Annotated in this window: 15 protein-coding genes; 6 read left to right on the plus strand and 9 right to left on the minus strand. The window is 60.8% G+C overall.

Annotation, left to right across the window (positions count from 1 at the left end; translation table 11 throughout):
- Nucleotides 1–119 precede the first annotated feature (119 nt).
- The 5 genes from ureE (at nt 120) to JWU58_RS24580 (ending at nt 3,843) form a co-directional block, all read left to right on the plus strand.
- Entirely contained in the window at nt 120–620 is a 501-nt protein-coding gene (ureE, locus tag JWU58_RS24560; RefSeq protein ID WP_206421130.1) for an urease accessory protein UreE, read from the plus strand.
- Nucleotides 617–1,291, plus strand: a complete 675-nt coding sequence (locus JWU58_RS24565) for an urease accessory protein UreF (RefSeq protein WP_206421131.1) — start codon at nt 617–619, stop codon at nt 1,289–1,291. The genes ureE and JWU58_RS24565 overlap by 4 nt, the downstream gene beginning before the upstream one ends.
- Nucleotides 1,292–1,314: 23 nt before the next feature.
- Nucleotides 1,315–1,929 carry an urease accessory protein UreG gene (ureG, locus tag JWU58_RS24570; RefSeq protein WP_016771910.1) on the plus strand — a complete coding sequence of 205 codons (615 nt, stop codon included), beginning with the start codon at nt 1,315–1,317 and terminating at the stop codon, nt 1,927–1,929.
- Between the two features lie 27 nt (nt 1,930–1,956).
- Nucleotides 1,957–2,529 (plus strand): HupE/UreJ family protein, encoded by a 573-nt coding sequence (locus tag JWU58_RS24575; protein ID WP_123443929.1) that lies wholly within the window; start codon nt 1,957–1,959, stop codon nt 2,527–2,529.
- Between the two features lie 180 nt (nt 2,530–2,709).
- On the plus strand, nt 2,710–3,843 hold the full coding sequence (locus JWU58_RS24580; protein WP_206421132.1) for an AGE family epimerase/isomerase: 1,134 nt from the start codon (nt 2,710–2,712) through the stop codon (nt 3,841–3,843).
- Between the two features lie 64 nt (nt 3,844–3,907).
- On the opposite strand, the gene JWU58_RS24585 is transcribed toward JWU58_RS24580, so the two are convergent.
- The 9 genes from JWU58_RS24585 to amaB form a co-directional block, all read right to left on the minus strand.
- Nucleotides 3,908–4,813 (minus strand): cation diffusion facilitator family transporter, encoded by a 906-nt coding sequence (locus JWU58_RS24585; RefSeq protein ID WP_206421133.1) that lies wholly within the window; start codon nt 4,811–4,813, stop codon nt 3,908–3,910.
- Nucleotides 4,814–4,989: 176 nt separating this feature from the next.
- Entirely contained in the window at nt 4,990–5,754 is a 765-nt protein-coding gene (locus JWU58_RS24590; protein ID WP_016771914.1) for an SDR family oxidoreductase, read from the minus strand.
- 744 nt (nt 5,755–6,498) lie between these two features.
- Complete coding sequence (locus tag JWU58_RS24595; RefSeq protein ID WP_016771915.1) at nt 6,499–7,215, minus strand: ABC transporter ATP-binding protein; 717 nt, start codon at nt 7,213–7,215, stop codon at nt 6,499–6,501.
- Entirely contained in the window at nt 7,212–8,084 is an 873-nt protein-coding gene (locus tag JWU58_RS24600; protein WP_016771916.1) for an ABC transporter ATP-binding protein, read from the minus strand. Before JWU58_RS24600 ends, JWU58_RS24595 begins: the two co-directional genes overlap by 4 nt.
- Nucleotides 8,081–9,382 carry a high-affinity branched-chain amino acid ABC transporter permease LivM gene (gene livM / locus JWU58_RS24605; protein WP_016771917.1) on the minus strand — a complete coding sequence of 434 codons (1,302 nt, stop codon included), beginning with the start codon at nt 9,380–9,382 and terminating at the stop codon, nt 8,081–8,083. The genes JWU58_RS24600 and livM overlap by 4 nt, the downstream gene beginning before the upstream one ends.
- A 3-nt stretch (nt 9,383–9,385) precedes the next feature.
- Nucleotides 9,386–10,300, minus strand: coding sequence for an ABC transporter permease subunit (locus JWU58_RS24610; protein ID WP_016771918.1), 915 nt, complete (start codon nt 10,298–10,300; stop codon nt 9,386–9,388).
- Between the two features lie 244 nt (nt 10,301–10,544).
- Entirely contained in the window at nt 10,545–11,678 is a 1,134-nt protein-coding gene (locus JWU58_RS24615; protein WP_016771919.1) for an ABC transporter substrate-binding protein, read from the minus strand.
- Nucleotides 11,679–12,046: 368 nt separating this feature from the next.
- Nucleotides 12,047–13,330: an L-pipecolate oxidase gene (gene amaA, locus JWU58_RS24620; RefSeq protein WP_206421134.1), complete on the minus strand. Its 1,284-nt coding sequence runs from the start codon at nt 13,328–13,330 to the stop codon at nt 12,047–12,049.
- Nucleotides 13,331–13,420: 90 nt separating this feature from the next.
- Nucleotides 13,421–14,911, minus strand: coding sequence for an L-piperidine-6-carboxylate dehydrogenase (gene amaB, locus JWU58_RS24625; protein WP_016771920.1), 1,491 nt, complete (start codon nt 14,909–14,911; stop codon nt 13,421–13,423).
- Between the two features lie 164 nt (nt 14,912–15,075).
- Here amaB and JWU58_RS24630 point away from each other — a divergent pair, with 164 nt between their 5' ends.
- A complete protein-coding gene (locus JWU58_RS24630; protein ID WP_206421135.1) occupies nt 15,076–15,975 on the plus strand; it encodes a LysR family transcriptional regulator in 900 nt (299 codons plus the stop codon).
- Nucleotides 15,976–16,186: the final 211 nt, after the last annotated feature.

The following is a 16,186-nucleotide window of genomic DNA, read 5'->3' on the forward strand; positions in this document are numbered from 1 at the left end:
CCAGAATCGCCGCGCCTGTTGAAAGATCAGGCGCGCGCCGACAGCTATTTCCTACAGATCGCCCGATTGGCGCGGCGCTTGCTCTAGCCCAATCAACGTTCATTGCTGGAAGCTTTCCGATGCTGGTGATTCATCGCAGAATCGACCCTCAACCCGCCTGGGCCGCCGAGCTGCACCTGACCTTCGAAGCGCGCAGCAAAAGCCGTTTGCGCTGTTTCAGTGCCGAAGGCGAAGACGTCGGGTTGTTTTTGGAGCGCGGCCAGCCGCCGCTGTATGACGGCGAATGTCTGCAGGCCGAAGACGGCCGTGTCGTGCGCGTCTGCGCCCGTCCCGAACTACTGCTCCACGTCACTTGCGCCAATGCGTTCGAACTGACGCGCGCGGCCTATCACCTCGGCAACCGCCATGTCGCCCTGCAAGTCGGCGACGGCTGGCTGCGTCTGCTCGACGATTACGTGCTCAAAGCGATGCTCGAACAGCTCGGCGCCCGGGTCGAGGCTATCGAAGCGCCGTTCCAGCCGGAACACGGCGCTTACGGCGGCGGCCATCATCATTCCCGCCACGGTGACGAAGACTTCAACTACGCGCCAAAACTTCATCAGTTCGGCGTGCGCCTGTGAATCCGGCCTGGGCGCTGCTGCGTCTGGCCAGTCCGCAATTGCCGATTGGCGGCTACAGCTATTCCCAGGGTCTGGAAATGGCGGTGGATAACGGCCGGGTCCACAACCCGGACGGCGCCCGGCGCTGGATCAGCGATCAACTGCTGCTCAATCTCGCCCGCTTCGAAGGGCCGCTGCTGTTGGCGCATTGCCAAGCCGCAGCAGATGAAAACTGGGCCGAGCTACGACAACTCTGCGGGAGCCACCGCGCCAGTCGCGAAACCCGCGAGTTGCATCTGGAGAGCCGGCAGATGGGTTACTCCTTGCAGCAGTTGTTGAACGGCTTGCCGGAACTCGATGCGCCCGCCCGCGACTTTCTTGACCAGACCACAGAACCGCACCTGGCCTTGTGCTGGGCACTGGCAGCACGGGCCTGGGGCATCAATCCGCAGGATGCTCTTGCCGCGTGGCTGTGGAGCTGGCTGGAAAACCAGCTCGCCGTATTGATGAAGACCTTGCCGCTGGGCCAGCAAGCCGCGCAGCGCCTGACCAGCGAACTGCTGCCACTGCTGCAACAGGCCCAGCACGATGCGACCCGCATAGATCCCGAACACATCGGCAGCGCCGCGTTTGGCCTGTCCCTGGCGTGCATGGCCCACGAGCGCCAGTACAGCCGTCTCTTCCGCTCTTAGGGCTGTTTATTTTGGAGAATGAAATGGATACACAACCTCTGCGCGTCGGCATCGGCGGCCCGGTCGGTTCCGGCAAGACCGCGCTGACACTAGCCCTATGCCTGGCCCTGCGCGAGCGCTACAACCTCGCCGTGGTCACCAACGATATCTACACCCGCGAAGACGCCGATTTCCTGGTGCGCAACGAAGCCCTCGCGCCGGAGCGGATCATCGGCGTGGAAACCGGCGGCTGCCCGCACACGGCGATCCGCGAAGACGCCTCGATCAACCTCGAAGCGGTCGATCAACTGAACCGGCGCTTTCCCGGGCTGGATCTGATTCTGGTGGAGTCCGGCGGCGACAACCTCTCGGCGACCTTCAGCCCGGAGCTGTCGGATCTGACCATCTATGTGATCGACGTCTCCGCCGGCGACAAGCTGCCGCGCAAGGGCGGCCCGGGGATCTGCAAGTCCGACCTGCTGGTGATCAACAAGATCGACCTCGCGCCACTGGTGGGCGCCTCGCTGGAAATGATGGACAGCGACACCAAACGCATGCGCAACGGCAAGCCGTTCGTGTTCAGCAACCAGAAAACCGGTCAGGGCCTCGAGGAAATCATCGCCTTCATCGAACGTCAGGGCCTGCTGACCGCCGCCTGATCCACTTATCCACAAGGAAGCTTATCCATGACACTCAAACGCATTCTTGGCGCTCTGGCGTTGCTGCTGACACCGGCACTGGCGTTCGCTCATCCGGGGCATGGCGACAGCGGCCTCGTCGCGGGCATCAGCCACCCGATCGGCGGGCTCGACCACTTGCTGGCAATGCTCGCCGTCGGTTTGTGGGCGGCGCAGCAACAAGGCGCGGCGCGCTGGGCGCTGCCGTGCACTTTTGTCGGCACGATGTTGCTCGGAGGTTTGCTCGGTTTTGAAGGGCTGGAGTTGCCGGCGCTGGAAAGCGGGATTGCTGCTTCGGTATTGGCGCTGGGCCTGGCCGTGGCACTGGCCGTGCGTCCGCCGCTGGTGATGGCGGTGGCAGCGACGGCGCTGTTTGCGCTGTTCCATGGCGTGGCGCATGGGCTGGAGCTGCCGGAAATGAGCAGCCCGTGGGCGTATGCGGCCGGGTTTGTCGCGGCAACAGCGGTTTTGCATGCGCTCGGTTATGGCGTGGTGCGGGTTCTTCCGCAGGCAGCGGCGCCGCTGGTGCGGTTGGCGGGTGCGGCTTCGGCGGCGACCGGGGTGTGGTTGTTGGCAGGCTGATTTTTTAGCGCCTGCACTGGCCTCTTCGCGAGCAGGCTCGCTCCCACAGGTTTTGTGTACGCTGCAAATCCACTGTGGGAGTGAGCCTGCTCGCGAAGACGGCCTGGCAGACACCGCCTCTCTCAAGCGGTGCTCTCTGCTACCATGTCGCGCAATCGCCCAAGCCCGTGACGCCCGCCCATGCCCCACGCTTCCCGCTCCACCGCCCTGCCCGAATTGACCGCCCTGTTTGGCCAAGTGCAGCAGCACTTCCTCGACGTGATCGTGCCGCTGTGGCAAGGCCCGGGCTGGAATGCCGACATGGCGTTGCCCTATGAGGCGCTGGACGCTACACACCAGCCGTTGCCAGCGCAACGCTATCGGGCGATGGCCTGCGCACGGCAGCTGTATCTGTTCTCCAGCCTGATCGGGGTTGTGGATAACGCCGAAGTCCGCGCCGCCGCGCTGTTCCGTTCCCTGCAACGGCATTTCCATGATGCCGAGCACGGCGGCTGGTTCTACAGCATCGACGCACAGGGCAAGCCGCTTGACCAGCGCAAGGACCTCTATACCCACGCCTTCATCCTGTTCGCCTGCGCGCATTACTGGGACAAGTCCCGGGATTCGCTGGCCGAGTCGACATTGAACGCCGCGCTGGAAATCATTGGCCGCCGGTTCGCCACCGGCGACGGTTTGTACGAAGCCTGCCTTGAGCGGGATTGGATCACCCTGCAAACCGGCCCACTGCAAAATCCACTGATGCACTTGGCCGAAGCCCTCCTCGCCACTCTGGCGGTGCGCGAAGACCCGCAGACGCACAACGCCCTGCTTGAGTTATGCACAGCCATGCACAAGCAATTCGTCGATCCGCAATATGGCGTGTTGATGGAGAAGCCGCTGGGCGCTGTGGATAACTGGTACGAGCCGGGGCACCAGTTCGAATGGTATTTCCTCCTCGAGTCCTCGGCGCTGTTGCGTGGCTCGAAGCTGCATCGGGCACTGGATCGGGCGTTTGCTTTTACCGAACAATATGGCGTGCTGGAGTCCTGCGGCGCGGTGCGGGCGATGCTTGATCTGGAAAGTAATGGTCGGCCCAGGGATTCCACCCAACGGATCTGGGCTCAGGCTGAATACCTGCGCGCGCTGACCTTGCGGGCGAACAGCGAAGCTGTGGTGCTGCGCCAGTTGCAGGCGTTGCAGCAGCGGTTTCTGCATGCCGGCGGCTGGCATGAGTGTCGGGATGAAAATGGGGAGGTCAGCCGCAAGGACATGCCTTCGACTACGCCTTATCATTTGGCGACTTGCTATCACGGTTTGGCTGAATATCTGCGTTGACCTGTGCAAAGCAGGATTTTGGGGCTAGAGGGTTACTGTGTTCTCAGCAAACATCCGGATCAGATCAGGCAATCCACTTCTTGTCCCCGGTGAAGCTGATCGTCAGCCACCTCGCCGCATCCGGTTCACCCAACTGCGCCGATATCTGCTCACGTAGCGCGTCCAGCTGCGCGACATTGCGCAGCGGATACTCCGCCGGCAACACCACATGAATTTCGATGAACCGCGCCCGACCGTGCTTTTGCACGTAGGACACGTAATCGTCGAAACCATGCTCGACCTTCGCCACCTCCATGACCTGCCTGACCTGCTCGTCCAGAGTGTCTGGGGCAATACCCAGCACATCACGCAATGCCGGGCCGAGGATCTTCAACGCCGGGGGCAGCATGGTCAGCGCCAGCACGATCAGGATCAGCGGGTCGACATACACCGCCCACTCGCCATAGCCCTGGGACTTGAGCAGCAGCGCGGCGAGGAAACTGATCAACAACCCCACCGAGAGCATCGCGTCGACCAGCCAACTGATGTTGTCGAACTGGATCAGGCTGGATTTGAGCGTGCGATTGCGCTGACGCACGTAGAAGAAGTAGGCGAACTCGACGACGGTGAATACCGCCGCGTAGACGATCACCAGACCCAACTCGATATCACGGCCACCATTGATGATGCCGAACACACCGTTGAGAAACGCATAGATCGCGATCAACAGCAGGAAGCTGCCTTCGATCAGCAGCACCATCGGCTCCAGATGCCAGAAGCCGAACTGGAAACGCTGATTGCTTTGCTTGGCAATCAGCCGGGCGGTGATCAGCATCAGAATTTTGATGAATGTCGCGATCAGCGAAAAAAAGCCATCGAACAGGATGGATTGCGAACCTGAAACAAAACCGGTGCCGATCCCGGCAATCGACACCGCCAGCATCAGCAGCGTCGACTGTTTGAGCAGTGCCTGCTCACCTCGGTTACTCACTTGAACGCCTCATGAAACCTTGAGCGCCGCGGGGTGCGGCCTGATGGTTGAGTGAGGAGTTTAGCTTATCGACTTGTTTTGCCTATGCCGGCCTTTTCGCGAGCAGGCTCGCTCCCACAGGCACCGCACTTGAAAATGTGGGAGCGAGCCTGCTCGCGAATGGCCTCAGCGCGGTATCAAGCCTTGTTACGCTCGATGGCAAACCCGGCCCAGGTCTGGCTCACCGGCATCAGTTCCAGGCTGTTGATGTTGATGTGCGCCGGGGTGTTCATCACCCAGAAAATCGTCTCGGCGATGTCCTGCGGCTGGATCGGCTCGGCGCCGGCGTAAGTGGCGTTGTAGCGTTCCTGATCACCGGCAAAACGCACCAGCGAGAACTCGCTTTCGCACAAGCCGGGCTCGATATTGCTGACCCGCACCCCAGTGCCCTGCAGGTCGCAACGCAGGTTCAGCGAGAACTGTTTGACGAAGGCTTTGCTCGCGCCGTACACGTGGCTGCCCGGGTATGGGTAGTTGCCGGCGATGGAACCGAGGTTGACGATACCGGCGCCACGGCCGTGGGCGATCAGCCGAGGCAACAGCAGGCGGGTGGCGTACATCAGGCCTTTGACGTTGGTGTCGACCATGGTGTCCCAGTCATCCAGATCGCACTTCGGCGCGGGGTCGACACCGAGCGCAAGGCCGGCGTTGTTGATCAGGCCACGGAGTTTGGCAAACGACGGCGGCAGGTTGGCGATCGCCTCCTCCATCGCCTTACGATCACGCACATCGAGGACCAGACCGTGCACTTCGGTCTGCTTCGACAGTTCGGCGCAGAGGGCATTGAGGCGTTCTTCACGACGGCCGGTCAGGACCAGCTTCCAGCCAGCCTCGGCAAAACGCCGGGCACAGGCCTCACCAAAACCGGACGTCGCGCCGGTGATAAACAGGGTGTCGGACATCGTGTTCTCCTTGCTTCGGCCGCCACGGCAGCCCTTGGAATAGAAAATCAGCAGGCAGCATGCCCGCCCTCGCGCATACGGGCAACACTTGCCAGCTGTACAAAAATCAACCAGACCTGCCAAGGCCATAGCCAGCGTGGCCTGTAGCCATGTGCACGCATGTTATCCACAGTCTGCTCCACAGTTTCCGGGGGCAAGTGCAAACGCGCAAAGCCGCGCCACACAAGGCTTTGCGGGCGAAATGGAAAGTTTTTTGCTTGACCGTGGGGCGGGGGATGTGCGGCACAGGGCATTTTGCACGACGGACGGTGCAACCGGGTGATTGCGCGAGGCCAGCAATTACGGCGCTCCGCGAGGTCTTTCCAGAGTTTAGTCACAGACTTATCCACAGGCTTTTACACACAACAGTACCCGGCCTGGATGCGCTATAAAAAGGTTGACAATGGCGCCTCCCGCCTGCTTGAAACTGACTGATCAAAAAACAATCACAAGCCTGCAGGCCACGGATTAAAAGGCCTGCAACCATATACACCCACGTTATTCACAGCCAGTTCCACAGTAACCGGGGACAAGTCAAAACTGTGCAAAAACAGCCATTTGCAGCGTCTATATGTCGCGCTTTGGCAGCTTGGGGAATTTGTTTTCCACAATTTCGGGAATTACCCAATTTACCTGTGGTGAATTCCAAAAATAAAAAAGCCCCGGGACTCTCGTCGCCGGGGCTGTGTACAACCGCGAGAAGAATCAGTGCCCGCCAAGATAGGCGTTACGCACCTCCTCATTCACCAGCAGTTCTTTGCCGGTGCCGGTCAGGCGAATCTCGCCGTTTACCATCACATACGCCCGGTCCGACAGCTTCAGCGCATGGTTGGCGTTCTGCTCGACGAGGAAAATCGTCATCCCGGTTTTCGCCAGCTCGCGCAGCGTGGCGAAAATCTGCTTCACCACGATCGGTGCAAGGCCCAGGCTCGGTTCATCGAGCAGCAACAGCTTCGGCCGGCTCATCAGCGCACGGGCGATGGCGAGCATCTGCTGTTCACCGCCAGACATGGTCATCGCCCGCTGATTGCGTCGTTCTTCAAGCCGTGGAAACAGCTCGAACATGCGCTGCATGTCCTCTTTGGCGTACTTGTCGCCAATCGGGATGGTGCCCATCAGCAGGTTTTCCTCGACGGTCATGTCGGGGAAAACCCGCCGCCCTTCCGGTGACTGCGCGATCCCGTTGGAGGCGATGTAGTGCGAGGACTTCTGCGTGATGTCGACGCCCTGATACAGAATCTGCCCGCCCGCCGCTCTCGGCTGGCCGAAGATCGACATCAGCAAGGTCGACTTGCCGGCGCCGTTGGAGCCAATCAGGCTGACGGTCTCGCCTTCGTTGATCTGCAGTGAAACGCCTTTGAGCGCCTGGATCGGGCCGTAGAACACGTCAAGATTGCGCAGTTCGAGGATCGGTTGGCTCATACCAGCTCCTCTTCGTCGGCGCCCAGATAGGCCGCGATCACTTTCGGATCGTTGCGGATCGCTTCCGGCCCGCCTTCGGCGATGACGATGCCGTGGTCGAGAACCACGATGTGATCGGAAATGCTCATGACCATGCCCATGTCGTGTTCGATCAGCACCACGGTCAGATCATGCTCGTCGCGCAGCAGCCGGATCATCGCGCTGAGCGCTTCGGTTTCCTGAGGGTTGAGGCCGGCGGCCGGTTCGTCGAGGCAGATGATCTGCGGCCGCGTGCACATGGCCCGGGCAATCTCCAGACGGCGTTGCTGGCCGTACGAGAGCTCACCGGCCAGACGGTTGGCGCAGTCCACCAGATCGACCACTTCGAGCCAGTAGAACGCGACATCCAGCGCATCGCTCTCGGCCTTGCGATAGCCCTTGGTATTGAGAATACCGGCGAGCATGTTGCGGTTGACCCACATGTGCTGCGCCACCAGCAGGTTTTCCAGCACCGACATTTCCTTGAACAGGCGAATGTTCTGGAACGTCCGAGCCAGACCTGCACGGTTCACCAGGTGAGTACCGCCGAACATCTTGTAGTACATGCGGCTGAGGAAGGATTTCGGCGAGACGAAATCGGTCGGTTTGAACGACTCGCCCAGCAACTGGATGACGTTGGTCTGCTGGCCGCGCACGTTGAGTTCGATCTTGCCGCCCGTGGCCTTGTAGAAACCGGTCAGGCAGTTGAACACCGTGGTCTTGCCGGCACCATTGGGTCCGATCAGGGCGAAGATCGAATTTCGTTTGACCTTCAGGCTGACATCGCTCAACGCCTTGATGCCACCGAAATGCATCATCAGTTTTTCAACAGAGAGTACGACTTCACTCATGGCGCAGTCCTCTCGTAGTGAATGGCACCTTTGCGTGGTTTGACCCCGGTGCGGCTGATGCGGATCAGCCCGCGTGGTCGCCAGATCATCATCAACACCATCAGGATGCCGAACAGCAGCACGCGGTATTCAGCGAAGCCGCGCAGCAGTTCCGGAGCGACGGTGAGCACAAACGCGGCGATGACTACGCCAATGGTCGAGCCCATGCCGCCGAGCACGACGATGGCGAGGATCAGCGCCGATTCAAAGAAGGTGAACGAAGTCGGGTTGACGAAGCCTTGATAAGTGGCGAAGAACACCCCGGCCAGACCCGCCGTCGACGCACCGATGGTGAACGCCGAGAGCTTGACCAGCACATGGTTGAGGCCCATCGAGCGGCAGGCGATTTCATCTTCACGCAGGGCTTCCCAGGCGCGACCCACCGGCATTTTCACCAGCCGATGCTTGACGTACAGCACCGCCAGCACCACCAGGAACAACACTGCGTAGATGAAGTAATACTTCACGTCGGGGTTGTAGGTCAGGCCGAAGAACTCATGGAACGGTACTCCGCCATCCTTCGCCCGCTTGCCGAACTCCAGGCCGAAGAACGTCGGCAGTGGCGCCGGCATGCCGTTCGGGCCGCCGGTCAGGGACAGCCAGTTGTTCAGCACCAGACGAATGATTTCGCCGAAGCCCAGGGTCACGATCGCCAGATAGTCACCGTGCAGACGCAACACCGGGAAACCGAGAATGCAGCCGGCCAGGCCTGCGGTGATTGCCGCCAGCGGCAGCACGGTCCAGAAACCCAGACCCAGATATTGATAACCCAAAGCCAGACCGTAGGCACCGATGGCGTAGAACGCCACGTAACCGAGATCGAGCAGCCCGGCCAGACCGACCACGATGTTCAGCCCCAGCCCCAGCAGCACGTAGATCAACCCGAGGATGACCACGCCGAGCAGGTAGGAGTTGGAAACAAACGGCACGATGATCGCCAGCACGATAATCAGCGGGATGATCCAGCGCAGCCGCGATTTGTAGTCCGCCGGCAGCACGTGCACGCCGGAACCGCTGCTCTCGAACCCGTCGAGGATCTTCAGGCCCTTGGGGGTTTGCAGGAACAGGCTGAGGGCAAAGCGACCGGCCATGACGATGGCAATGATCCACGCCACGCGAGTCGCCTCGAGGTTGAAGCTGTAGCCGTCGAGAACCACGCCGACAATCGGCCCGAACACGATCAGCGCAATCAGGCCGGCAAGAATCGCCTCGACCAGACTTTTTTTGATATCGATGGATTTTTCAGTGGTTGCAGACATCGCTTACACCTTCGACACAAGAGGACGGCCCAACAGGCCCTGCGGCCGGAAGACCAGTACGAGGACGAGCAGCGAGAAACTGAACACGTCTTTGTAGTCGGAGTTGACCAGACCGGAGAACAGCGACTCGGAGATGCCAAGGATGATCCCGCCGAGCATCGCGCCGGGCAATGAACCGATGCCGCCCAGAACCGCTGCGGTGAACGCCTTGATGCCGATGATGAAGCCGGCATAGAAGTCGAACGTGCCGTAGTTCATGGTGATCAGCACACCGGCCAGTGCGGCCATGGCTGCACCGATGATGAACACATAGGAAATCACCCGGTCGGTGTTGATCCCCAGGATCGAGGCCATCTTGCGGTCTTGCTGGGTCGCACGGCACATGCGGCCAAGCTTGGTGTATTTGATGACGTAGGTCAGCAGCCCCATGCCGACAAACGCGGCGATCAGGATGAAGACTTTGGTGTAGGTCAGTTGTACGAAGCCGGTACCGACTTCAACACGCCAGGCACCGGTCAGCAGCGTAGGCACGCCCTGTTGTTTGGCGCCCTGAGCGATCTGTGCGTAGTTCTGCAGAATCAGCGAAATACCGATAGCGCTGATCAGCGGCGCCAGGCGGGTCGAGTTACGCAGGGGTTTGTAGGCAACACGCTCGATGACCCAGCCATATACCGCCGTGACGACGATGGTGAAGATCAGCGTGCCGAGCATCAGCAGCGGGAAGGATTCGATACCGAAGTAAGCCAGCAGAGCCAGACTGATTGCCGCCAGGTAAGCGGAAATCATGTAAACCTCGCCGTGGGCGAAGTTGATCATGCCGATGATGCCGTAGACCATTGTGTAGCCGATGGCGATCAGGCCATAGACCGACCCGAGGGTCAGGCCATTGACCAGTTGCTGCAGGAAAATACCATCCATAACGCAATCTCACGCAGTGAGAACCTGCGCACCAAGGGTGCGCGGTTCTTCTAGGAAAAATACAGATGTACGTCGGAGCAATGTCGGAGCGTGATCAGCCCTGACCACACGGAACCCCTTTGTGGGAGCGAGCCTGCTCGCGAAAGCGGTTGAACATTCAACGCAGAGGTTGTTTGTCAGTGCGTCTTCGCGAGCAGGCTCGCTCCCACAGGGTTTCAAGTGAGCCGAGTGATCGCTTCACCCCTTACTTCTGCTTTTCCAGCTGGTGGTATTTGCCGTCCTTGTCCCACTGGTAAACCACGTAGTCGGAGACTTTCAGGTCGCCCTTGGAGTCCCAGGTTTTTTCGCCCATCACGGTTTTCACCGGATTTTTCTTCAGCCAGGCCGCAGCCTCTTCACCCTTGTTGGACTTGGCGCCATTGAACGCTGCCGCCAGGGTCTGAACCGAGGCGTAAGCGTACAGGGTGTAGCCTTCAGGCTCGGTGCCGGCCTTGCGGAACGCGTCCACTACGGTCTTGCTTTCAGGCAACAGGCGCGGGTCGGCGCCGAAGGTCATCAGCACGCCGTCGGTGAATTGCGGGCCGCCAGCGGTGGTCACCAGCTCGTCGGTCACGATGCCGTCATCGGACATGAACTTGACGTCTTTCAGACCCTGCTCGCGCAGCTGGCGAACCAATGGACCGGCTTCCGGATGCAGGCCGCCGAAATAGACGACATCGGCGCCGGCGCCACGGATCTTGGTGACGATGGTGCTGAAGTCTTTCTCGCCACGGGTCAGGCCTTCGTACAGCACAGGCTTGACGCCGCGTTTTTCCAGCTGAGCCTTGGTGGCGTCCGCCAGGCCTTGGCCGTAGGTGTCCTTGTCGTGCAGCACAACGACTTTCTTGCCCTTGAGCATGTCGACGATGTAGTCGCCGGCAACGATGCCTTGCTGGTCGTCACGTCCGCACATACGGAACATGGCGCTGAGGCCGCGTTCGGTAACTTGCGGGTTGGTCGAGCCCGGGGTGATCGCGATGATGCCGGCTTCGTCGTAGATTTCCGAGGCTGGAATGGTCGACGAGGAGCAGAAGTGCCCGACCACGCCGGCGACTTTCTGATTGGTGAGGTCCTTGGCGACCGTCACTGCCTGCTTCGGTTCGCAGGCGTCATCGCCTTTGACCAGGACGATTTTTTCCCCGTTGACGCCGCCCGCCGCGTTGACCGCATCGGCCGCCGCCTGTGCACCCTTCATGTACTGCTCGCCGAATGCCGCGTTGGCACCGGTCATAGGACCCGCTACACCGATCTTGATATCAGCTTGAGCAAACGCAGAAACACCCAGCGCAGTAGCGACTGCGAGGGCCAGAAAGCCTTTCTTGTAAAACGTCTGGGACATGAGGTGGTGCTCCAAGGTTTTTTTTAGTTGGCACTGCGACTTCACTTCACTCAAAGCTCAGAGCAAGGCCCGTGCCATCGGTTTTTTATTCTTCAAAAAGTCGCTGCGTTGTTGTTATTTCGACTGTTTCGGTCCCATTTTCATTGGGCGTGCAACCGTCTAAACCGCGGAAGGTGAAACCATTTGTTTTTTCAGGCGCAACCCGCACGCGCCATCATTGCAACCGCAGCGGCAAACGACGTGCAACCAGCCTGTAACAGCCCGCGTCACCGAACTGCACACTGCTGGTGCGGGACTGCTACAACCCGCACCATTACAGGCTAGTCGCTGGATGCAAAAGCGCCGCTTGCGGCAACAAATTTCAACACTCAAATGACGATGCGCAGGCACTGGCCCGCGTGATACAGGGAAAACCCGGCCTCGTACAGGCAACTGCGCAAGCCCACTCCGGCCAGGGGCTGCATCGGTGCGAAGGGAATCGGCAGTGCCTGCGGATCGCCGTTGCACAGGTAATCGGCGAAGGCTTTGCCGACCACCGTGCCGGTGGTGACGCCGCGACCGTTATAACCGGTGACGGCTACCAGTCCGGGCGCGGGCTCGAACAGCCGCATCAGGTGATCAGGGGTAAACGCAATGCGCCCGGTCCAGGTGCATTCCCACTCGACCGGCTTCAGATTGGGGAAGTAATGCTGCTGCACCCGATCAGCCCAGGCCTTGAGAAACCAGGTCGGTTTCTGGTTGCCATTGCCCAGGCTGCCGAGCATCAGGCGCCCGTCCTTATCACGGCGGATGCTGCTCAGCACCTGACGGGTGTCCCACGAGCCCTGCCCGCCGGGAAGAATTTCCTGCGCGGCGTCTTCGCTGAGCGGCACCGAGGCGACCTGATAGTAATAACCGGGAAAGAAATTGCGCTTGAGTTCGGTCCAGTCGCCTTCGGTGTAGGCGTTGGAGGCGATGACCACTTGTTCGGCGAGCACTGAGCCCTGGGCGGTCTGTACCGACCAGTTCTGCCCGATGCGCTCGAGGCGAGTCACCGGCGAATGATCGAACATCTGCCCGCCGAGCCCGCGCACGGCATTGGCCAGCCCGGTGACATAGGCCATCGGATTGAGCGTGCCGGCGCGGCGATCAAGCAACGCGGCGGCGATTTTCTGCGTGCCGGTGGCTTGCTCGCAGGCCTTGCCGGTCAGCAGTTCGACCGGCGCGCCACGGCGCTTCCACTGGTGCTCGCGACTGCGCAGATCCGCCTCGCCCTTGGCGTTATGCGCCATGTGCAAAGTGCCTTCGCGGCGCAATTGGCAATCGATGGCGTATTTATCCACAAGGCTGAACACCAGCGCCGGCGCCGCACCGAGCATGCGGTTGAGCTGACTGCCGACCGCCTCGCCGAACCCGGCTTCGATCTCGTCCGGAGGAATCCACATGCCGGCGTTGACCAGCCCGACATTGCGCCCGGAGCCACCGTGCCCTGCGCGATGCGCTTCCAGCACGCAGACGCTTTTACCTTTTTCCAACAGATGCAGCGCCGCCGACAACCCGGTGAACCCGGCGCCGATCACGCAGACATCGACCTTGACCTCGCCCCTGAGCGCGGCGTTATCCGGGCGTTGTGGCGTGAGCGTTTCCCACAGACATTCTTCGCGTAACGGCATTGCCAAGCTCCTGTCGGAGCAGCTGCAAGCCACAAGGTACAAACTGCAAGCCGGTCTGCTTGACGCTTGTAGCTTGAAGCTTGTAGCTGCTTAATCGAATGTAATGCCCTGCGCCAAAGGCAATTCCAGCGAGTAGTTGACGGTGTTGGTCTGCCGGCGCATGTACGCGCGCCAGGCATCGGAGCCGGATTCACGGCCGCCGCCGGTCTCTTTCTCGCCACCAAATGCACCGCCGATTTCCGCACCGCTCGGGCCGATGTTGACGTTGGCGATGCCGCAGTCACTGCCGACCGCCGACATGAACCGCTCGGCCTCACGCACGTCGGTGGTGAAGATGCACGATGACAGGCCTTGCGGCACGGCGTTGTTCAGGCGTAGCGCTTCCTCGAAATCGCTGTAGCCGACCACGTAGAGAATCGGCGCGAAGGTTTCGCTGCAGACCACGTCGCTCTGCTCGGGCATTTCCACGATGGCCGGCGACACGTAATAAGCATTGGGGAACTGCTCTTCCAGTTGGCGCTTGCCACCGAACACCCGGCCGCCTTCGCTCAGCGCCTGTTCCAGTGCATCCTGCATGTTTTCGAAGCTGTGCTTGTCGATCAGCGGGCCGACCAGATTGCCTTCCAGCGGATGGCCGATGCGTACTTTCGAATAGGCAGCCTTGAGGCGAGTGACGATTTCTTCCTTGACCGATTCATGGGCGATCAGACGGCGCAAAGTCGTGCAGCGTTGCCCGGCGGTGCCGACGGCACTGAACAGAATCGCGCGCACTGCCATGTCCAGATCGGCGCTCGGGCCGAGGATCATCGCGTTGTTGCCGCCCAGCTCAAGAATGCTGCGGGCGAAACGCGCGGCGACTTTCGGCGCCACTTCGCGGCCCATGCGCGTGCTGCCGGTGGCGCTGATCAGCGCGACACGCGGATCATCGACCAGCGCTTCGCCGGCATCGCGACCGCCGATCACCACCTGGCACAGGCTCGCCGGGGCATCACTGAAATTCTTCACTACGCGATCAAACAGCGCCTGACAGGCCAACGCGGTCAGCGGGGTTTTCTCTGATGGCTTCCACACCACCGGGTTGCCGCAGACCAGCGCCAGGGTGGTGTTCCACGCCCACACTGCGACCGGGAAGTTGAACGCGCTGATGACGCCGACCACGCCAAGCGGATGCCAGGTTTCACGCATATGGTGGCCCGGGCGCTCGGAGGCGATGGTCAGACCGTACAGCTGGCGCGACAGGCCAACGGCGAAGTCGCAGATGTCGATCATCTCCTGCACTTCACCCAGACCTTCCTGAGTGATCTTGCCGGCCTCCCACGACACCAGCTCGCCAAGGTCGGCCTTGTACTCGCGCAACACTTCGCCGAACTGGCGCACCAGCTCACCGCGACGCGGCGCCGGCACCTTGCGCCAGTGCTCGAATGCATGATCTGCGCGACTGATGTGCTGCTCGACTTCGGCAGCGCCCTCCCAGTTCACCGAGGCAATTTCGCTGCCGTCAATGGGCGAATGCACCGGCACTTTGCCGTTCTGGTACAGGGCCGGGTTGACTCCCAGACGATCAAGCAATGCGGCTACCATCGGTCTCTCCTCAAGCAAAAACAGAATGTGTGCGGCCATCCTTCGCATGGCCGGGCAGGCCTTTAGTTGTAGCCTCACTGCGGCGATGCAACAAACGACCTTTACGCCAGATATCATTCCGTTTATTCATGCTGCCTAGCGAAAGACAAGAAAAAGGACTGGCCATGCTGAGCAAACGCCACTTGCCCTCGATCACCGCGCTGCAATGCTTCGAGGCCGTGACCCGGCACCTGAGTTTTACCCGCGCCGCTGAAGAGCTGAACCTGACCCAGAGTGCGGTGAGCAAACAGGTCGCACAGCTGGAAGAACTGTTGCAGCACTTGCTGTTCCGCCGCGTGCGTCGGCGTTTGCAGATGACGCCGGCCGGGGATTTGTATCTGGTCGAGGTCAGAAAAATCCTCAGCCAAGTGGAGATGTCGACGCATTACCTGCGTTCCTACGGCGGCGAAACCGAAGTCCTGCGCGTTTCCACCCCTTCGACCTTCGGCGCCCGTTGGCTGGTGCCGCGCCTGAAAGGCTGGCGCCTGCGCCATCCGTCGATTCATCTGGATCTGTGCAACGAACAGGAGGCCGACGATCTGTTGCAGGGGCGCAGCGATCTGGCTTTCTATTTCGGCCAGGCTTCGCGTCCGGGCACCGAATGCCTGAAATTGTTCGGCGAACAACTGGTGCCGGTGTGCGCCCCGGCCAGCCTGCCGGACACACCATTCACTGACCCGACGCAACTCACCGACCTGGTGCTGCTGCAAAATGCCTCGCGACCGCAGGCCTGGCACGACTGGTTCGACAGTCAGGGCTACCACACCGAACACAGCTACCACGGGCCGCGTTTCGAAACCTTTTACATGTGCATCCGCGCCGCCCAGGTCGGTTGTGGCGTGGCGCTGCTGCCGCGGTTTCTGGTGGAAGAGGAATTGGCCGAAGGCAAACTGGTCATACCCTGGCAGCATGCAATGCCCAGCAGCGATGCCTATTACCTGGCCTACCCGGAGCACGCGGCGGAAGTGCCGAAGGTGCGGGATTTTGTCAAATGGATGCTTGAACAAATCGATAGCCCGGTGTGAGGTCAACCGGGATCCCTGTGGGAGCGAGCCTGCTCGCGAAAGCGTCGGGTCAGCCACATCATCTTTAACTGACACACCGCATTCGCGAGCAGGCTCGCTCCCACAGTGGATCTGCGGCGCTCTGAAAAAATGCTGGCAATCCCCACCGCCGATATGCGCCACTAGCGCCATCGATATAGACCGCGCCAGGCGCGGCGCAACTGGAGACCCG

Source organism: Pseudomonas atacamensis, from assembly GCF_017167965.1.
Lineage (GTDB): Bacteria > Pseudomonadota > Gammaproteobacteria > Pseudomonadales > Pseudomonadaceae > Aquipseudomonas > Aquipseudomonas atacamensis.